Annotated in this window: 5 protein-coding genes; all 5 read right to left on the bottom strand. The window is 69.6% G+C overall.

Annotated elements, in window-relative coordinates; genetic code table 11:
* Nucleotides 1-509 (bottom strand): WD40/YVTN/BNR-like repeat-containing protein (locus tag VFL64_RS11510; protein ID WP_489540517.1); only part of this gene is annotated, 509 nt, incomplete at its 3' end.
* A 20-nt stretch (nucleotides 510-529) separates the two neighbouring features.
* On the bottom strand, nucleotides 530-1,891 hold the full coding sequence (locus VFL64_RS11505; protein WP_489540516.1) for a DUF1329 domain-containing protein: 1,362 nt from the start codon (nucleotides 1,889-1,891) through the stop codon (nucleotides 530-532).
* Nucleotides 1,892-1,902: 11 nt separating this feature from the next.
* Nucleotides 1,903-3,591, bottom strand: a complete 1,689-nt coding sequence (locus VFL64_RS11500) for a DUF1302 domain-containing protein (RefSeq protein WP_489540515.1) — start codon at nucleotides 3,589-3,591, stop codon at nucleotides 1,903-1,905.
* Between the two features lie 166 nt (nucleotides 3,592-3,757).
* Nucleotides 3,758-5,299 (bottom strand): methyl-accepting chemotaxis protein, encoded by a 1,542-nt coding sequence (locus tag VFL64_RS11495; protein WP_489540514.1) that lies wholly within the window; start codon nucleotides 5,297-5,299, stop codon nucleotides 3,758-3,760.
* 55 nt (nucleotides 5,300-5,354) lie between these two features.
* Nucleotides 5,355-6,075: TauD/TfdA dioxygenase family protein (locus tag VFL64_RS11490; RefSeq protein WP_489540513.1), on the bottom strand; the 721-nt coding region annotated here is incomplete at its 5' end.

The raw sequence follows: 6,075 nt of genomic DNA, 5'->3' as shown, positions 1-6,075 counted from the left end.
GGCAGCTCGCTCCAGGTGGCGCCGCCGTCCTGCGTGTGGCGGATCTGCCCGAAGGCGCCGACCGCCCAGCCCTGACGGGCGTCGGCGAACCACACGTCGAGCAGCGGGTTCTCGGCGCCGCGGTCGCCTTGCTTTGGGTCTGCGGACTGGCGGCCGTCGAGCTGGCGCACCCAGGTCTTGCCCCCATCGGTGGTGGCGATGATCACGCTGTCATGGCCGACGGCCCAGCCGTGCTGGGCGTCGGCGAAGGTCACGGCCACCAGGTCGGAGCTGACGGGCACCTTGGCCTGCGACCAGGTCTGGCCCGCGTCGCCCGAGAACAGCACGTGGCCGCGCGCACCGGCGGCCACCAGGCGGTCGCCCGCCATCGAGAGGGCGCCCATCGGGCCCTTGGCGGCGAGGCCGCTGGCCAGCGCGGGCTGGTCCAGCGGGTCGACGAAGCTGGGCGGGGCTGCGAGGGCTGCGCCGCCCAGCAGCACACCCAGAACCAGCGGTGTCAGGCGACGCATGCGGGTCTCCTTCTTGCCGCTCAGCGCACGCCGGCGCCGGCCAGCGAGTCGGCGGTCCACTCGCGCTCGCTCAGCGGCTTGGTGTGGCGCAGGCCACCGGTCTCGGCGATGAAGCCGGTGACCGAGTACAGGCCGGAGACCAGGTCGTAGTGGCCGAACATGTCGGTGTACGGGGCCGGCAGGTCGTAGCTCGGCGCCATGTAGGCGAAGCCGGTGCGGTAGAGCTGGCCGCGCGCGTCGTACTCGTCGGAGGCCAGGGCCGCCCAGGAGTCTTCGTCCAGGTAGAAGGTGCGCTTGCTGTAGACGTGGCGCTTGCCTTCGCGCAGCACGGCCTCCACCACCCACACGCGGTGCAGTTCCCAGCGCACGAGGTCGGGGTTCAGGTGCTTGGGCTTGAGCAGGTCGTCCTGCTTGGCGCCGTAGACGGCCGCATAGGCGTTGTAGGGAACGAGCATCTCCTTCTTGCCCACGAGCTTGAAGTCGAAGCGGTCCATCGAGCCGTTGAAGACGAAGGTGTCGTCGAAGGTCGTGGCGCCGGCGGTGCCCGGGTTGGGCGTGTCGTGGCTCAGGTCGGGAGCGAGCTTCACGCGGCGCTGGCCGGGCAGGTAGGTCCAGGCACGGCGCTCCTTGGTGCCGGTGTCCAGCGGGTCGACGATCATCAGCGCCTCGCCGGCACGGCGGGCCGGGCCGGTGTAGGTGAGCTTGATGCGCCAGTAGGTGTCGGCCGAGGTCTTGCTCGGGTCCCAGAACGGGAACTCCTGCACGCTCACGCCTTCGGTGGCGAGCGTCGCACGGCCGCTCGCGTCCACGCTCAGGTTGCGGTACTTCGCTTCATAGGCCTGGCCGTTGAAGCGCACCAGGTGGTTCCACATGGCTTCGTAGCCGGTCTTGGGCACGGGGAAGGGGAAGCCGGCGTGCGCGCCTTCGATCGAGCGGCCTTCGTTGGTCGTCTTGGCGGTGACCGCGTTCTTGGCGGTGTTGTCGGTGACGTACTTGGGGAAGGCCACCGTGCGGTGCGTGGGGTACACGTCGACGCGGTAGCTCGGGTACTTCTGCATCAGCGCCTTGGTGCCCTCGGTCAGCTGGGCGGCGTGCTGCGCCATGTTCTTGGCGTCGATGGAGACGCGCGGCTTCTCGCCGGCGTAGGGGTCGGGGCGGATGCCGGCCCCGGCCTTGAAGCCGGCCGGCGGGGTGGTCAGGCCGCCGGTGTAGGCGGGGATGGTGCCGTCCTTGCTGGCGGCCTTCTCGGCGCCCACCGGGGTGAGCGTGCTGCCGAGGGCCTTGGCCTCTTCGGCGGTGATGCCGGCCTGGGCCGACAAAGGTGCCGACAGAGATGCCGACAAGGTCACCAGCGCGGCGATCAGATTGCGTGAGGTGTTCAAGAGGGTCTCCTTCAGAACGTCGTCTTGAGGGTGAGGCTGACGAAGCCGCGGTCGGTGAGCAGCGAGTTGAAGCCGTTCTGCGTGGTCACGGCCGTGCCGTTGTCGCGGTACTTGCCGAGGAAGTCGATGTACTTCAGGTCGAAGCGGTACTGCTGGTAGACGTCCGCGCCCAGGCCGATGCTGTAGTTGCCGGTGCCCTGGTTGCCGCCGAAGGTGGTGGCGGCGTTGCCCCGCAGGCCCACGGCGTAGGTGATCGGGGCCGACAGGTCGACGCCCGGGAACACCTGGTACCAGTTGGGCGTGAAGCCCAGGCCGATGCCGGCGTATTGCTTGGTGGCGCAGCCGTCCCACTTGTCGCGGCCGAGCGCGGCGCATTGCCCGAAGCCGTAGGCGTTGAACAGGTTGCCGCCGCTGCGCACGTTGTTCCAGCGCGAGTAGGTCAGTTCGGCCGCCCAGGTGGCGCTGTCGAACAGCGGCGTCTGCGGGATCACGCCCAGGCCGTTGAGCAGCGCGTGCCAGGTGTCGCCGCGCGGGCCCTTGGTCTCGCCCTCTTCGGGCAGGCCGATCGCGGCGCCCAGCACCTGGCTGTTCAGCGGCGTGTTGCGGCGGTACGAGATCTCCGAGCCGACGCTCACGCCGCCGATGTTCTTGGCCACGCTGAAGCCGAACAGGTCGATGCGGTCCGCATAGATCATGTTGTAGGTGGAGCTGCCGGGCACGGCGCGCGTGATGAACACCTGCGGCAGCTTGTCGGCGTAGTTGCGGTAGTACGCGCCCAGCGTCGCGTCGAGTTCCGACGGCGTCCAGCGCAGGGACAGGCCGTACTCGCCATGCTGCGAGGGCTCGGACGCGTCACCGCGGCGAACGAAGCCGAGCGGGGGCGAACCCAGGATCTGGCCGTTCGGGCCGTTGAAGGCGAAGTCGACCGGGCCGAGGTAGGTGCCGCCTTCGGGGAAGCGGAACGACTCCCACTCCAGCATGTACTGCGCGGCCACCGACAGCGTGTCGGTCAGCTGGGCTTGCAGCGACAGCTGGTTGAGCGGGCGGAACAGTTCCTTGGCTTCGGTGCCGGGGGTGGCGAAGCCCTTCTGCAGGTCGAGCGGGTTCTGCGCGTAGGCCACGCTGTGCAGGTTGCCGCCGAGCAGCAGCGACTCGCCCCAGGTGACCGTGTGGCGGCCGAGCTTGGCCTGCACCGGCACGTCGCCCAGGTCGACGCCGCCGAACACGAAGGCGTCCATGATCTCGCCCGAGCCGCCGCGGTAGTAGCGCTTGGTGTAGTCGCTGTACTGGTGGTTGGTGTAGCTCGGCGTGTAGGCCGGCGAGGCGCTCGGGTTCGAGCGGCTGGTGGCGGAGTAGGCACCGTCGTACCAGGCGGCGCCGCTCAGGCGGGCACCGAAGCGCTTCTGGTAAATGATGTCCAGCTCGGACAGCAGGTCGATGCGCTTGGCCACGGCATCGCCGCGGTCAAAGCTGTAGGTGCCTTCGTCGGCGATCGGCGAGTTGCCGATCTTGTCGTCGCGGCTCTCAACGCGCACGCCGTAGTTCAGCCGCACGGTGTTGTCGAAACGGACCACCAGGTCGGAGTCGCCGGTGTCGATGTCGAACGCAGCGGCGCTGCCGGCGGCAAGAAGGGTCAGGACGGCGGCTGCGGTGCGGGTCAGCTGGGGCAGGCGCGCGCTCGGGGTGGGGTTCAAGTTCAAGTTGTCTCCACGGGTGGATGGCTTGGGCCGGGCCTCGTCGGGCACGGGTGGGGCAGGGTCACGGAGAAAATTTTGTTGGCCGCGGCACCCCCAACCCCCCCTCTTGGCTGGGGGGAGTGAGGGGGTGGAAATCACCGAGTCCGGGCTTGACGGGCCATGCGGCGGCTCATGCCGCCTCTGTGCGGAATTGCGCAACCGCTTCGTTGAGCCGCGCGGCCTGCTGCTTCAGGCTCTCGGTGGCGGCAGCGCTCTGCTCCACGAGCGCGGCGTTCTGTTGCGTCACCTGGTCGAGCTGGGCCACGGCTTCGCCCACCTGGTCGATGCCGCGGGCCTGTTCGCTGCTGGAGCTGCTGATCTCGGTGATGAGTGTGCTCACACGCCGCGCCTCGTCGACCACGCGCGACATGGTGCGGCCCGCTTCGGCGGCGATCCGGCTGCCGTCTTCGATGGTGCTGCTGCTCACGCCGATGAGCGACTTGATGTCCTTGGCGGCCGCGGCCGAGCGCTGGGCCAGCACGCGCACCTCGGCGGCCACCACGGCGAAGCCGCTGCCTTGCTCGCCGGCCCGTGCCGCTTCCACGCCGGCGTTCAAGGCGAGGATGTTGGTCTGGAAGGCGATGCCGTCGATCACGCCGATGATCTCGGCGATGCGGGTGCTGGACTCGGCGATCTGCGCCATGGTCTTCACCATGCGGGCCACGTCGGTGCCGCCCTGCTCGGCCGCAGCGGCCGCCCTGTGCGCCAGGCGCGCCGCCTCGGCCGCGGTGTCGGCGGTGTGGCGCACGGTGGCGTTGAGTTCTTCCATCGAGGCCGCTGTCTCTTCGAGGTTGGCGGCCTGCTGTTCCGTGCGCTGGCTCAGGTCGGCGTTGCCGGTGGCGATTTCGGTGCTGCCGGTCGCGATGCTTTCGCTGCCGTCACGCACCTGCGTCACGATGCCGCGCAGGCCGGTGCTCATGCGTTGCAGGGCCTGCAGCAACTGGGCGCTCTCGTCGCGGCCGCGTGTGTCGACGTGGCGGCTCAGGTCGCCGGCGGCCACGGCCTCGGCGAGCGACACCGCCTCGCGCAGCGGCACGACGATGGAGCGCAGCAGGTTGAACACCAGCCAGCCCACGAGGGCGAGCACCGCGGCGGTGATGATGACGTTGCGCACGCGGGCCGCTTCGTAAGCCTGGCGTTCGGCGTTGTCGCGCCGCTCGGCGTCGTCGAGCTGCATCACGATCAGCTTGTCGATGTGCGAGGTGATCGGCCGCACCGCGCCTTCGAGCTTCATGTCGACCAGGTCGCGCAGCGCCACCAGGCGTTCGCCTTGCAAGGCCTCGCGGACCTCGGTGAGCGCAGGCGCGGCGGCCTTCATCGTGGCCTCGACCTGCGTGGCCAGCTCGCGTTCGTCGCCGGGCGGCAGCGCGTCGGCGTAGCGGCGCCAGTCCGCGTCGGCTGCCGCGCGCGCCTCGTCGAACAGCTTCAGCGCCGGCCCGGCGTCGAGCGCCCCGTTGACAGCCTTGCGCGCCGCTTCGCCGAGCGCATCGCCATAGCCGTCGGAGACGGTCTTCAGGTGGCGCAAGGCCATGATGCGGTCGGTGTAGAGCGCATGCATGCTCTCGCTCGACTGGCGCTGCCGCAGCAGGTTGGCGTAGACGGCGAGGATCAGCATCCCCGACAGCAGCGCCACCAGGGCGAGCAGGCGTGTCTTGATGGTCAGGTTGCGCATGGGCGAGCTTCTTCGCGGCCGAAGGGTCTCGGCCGATGGCGTGGATGGCAGGGGGTCAGTAGGTGGCTTCGCCGACGATGCCGGCGCGTTCCATCTTGCGATGGCACGGCGGGTAGTCCATCACCGCGTAGTGCTGGGTGCTGCGGTTGTCCCAGAAGGCGACCGAGTTGGGCTTCCAGCGGAAGCGCACCTGGTACTCGGGGACCATGGCCTGGCTGATCAGGTAGCGCAGCAGGTCCGAGCCGCCGTGCGTGTAGTCCTGGCCGTAGCGGACGTTCTCTGCCGTGTGGAAGTTGGTGAAGTGCGTCGTGAAGGCGTTGACGAACAGCACCTTCTCGCCGGTCTCGGGGTGTGTGCGCACCACCGGGTGCTCGGCATCGGGGAACTGCGCGTGCAGGCCCAGGCGCTTCTCGGTGGGCATGGCCGCACCGAAGCTCGCCTCGATGCTGTGGCGCGCGCGCAGGCCGGCGATCCGGGCCTTGACCTCGGCGGGCAGCTTCTCGTAGGCCAGCACCATGTTGGCCCACATCGTGTCGCCGCCCACCGGCGGGCATTCCACGCAGCGCAGCACGCTGCCGAAGGGCGGCACCTCGCGCCAGCTGCCGTCGCTGTGCCACGCGTTTTCATAACGGTCGTTGGGCGTGTCGGGCGACTTGTAGATGCGCACCAGGCCCGGGTGCTCGGGGTCGCTGCCAGCCACCGGGTGGTCCTCCAGCTCGCCGAAGCGGCGCGCAAAGGCCACGTGCGCGGCACGCGAGATGTCCTGGTCGCGGAAG

The sequence above is a fragment of the Rhizobacter sp. genome, assembly GCF_035702065.1.
GTDB lineage: Bacteria > Pseudomonadota > Gammaproteobacteria > Burkholderiales > Burkholderiaceae_C > Rhizobacter.
This window is presented reverse-complemented; position numbering and strand designations above follow the sequence as displayed.

Coding starts and splice junctions, on each gene's coding strand:
- VFL64_RS11495 (WP_489540514.1), bottom strand. CDS start 5,299: ATGCGCAACCTGACCATCAAGACACGCCTGCTCGCCCTGGTGGCGCTG.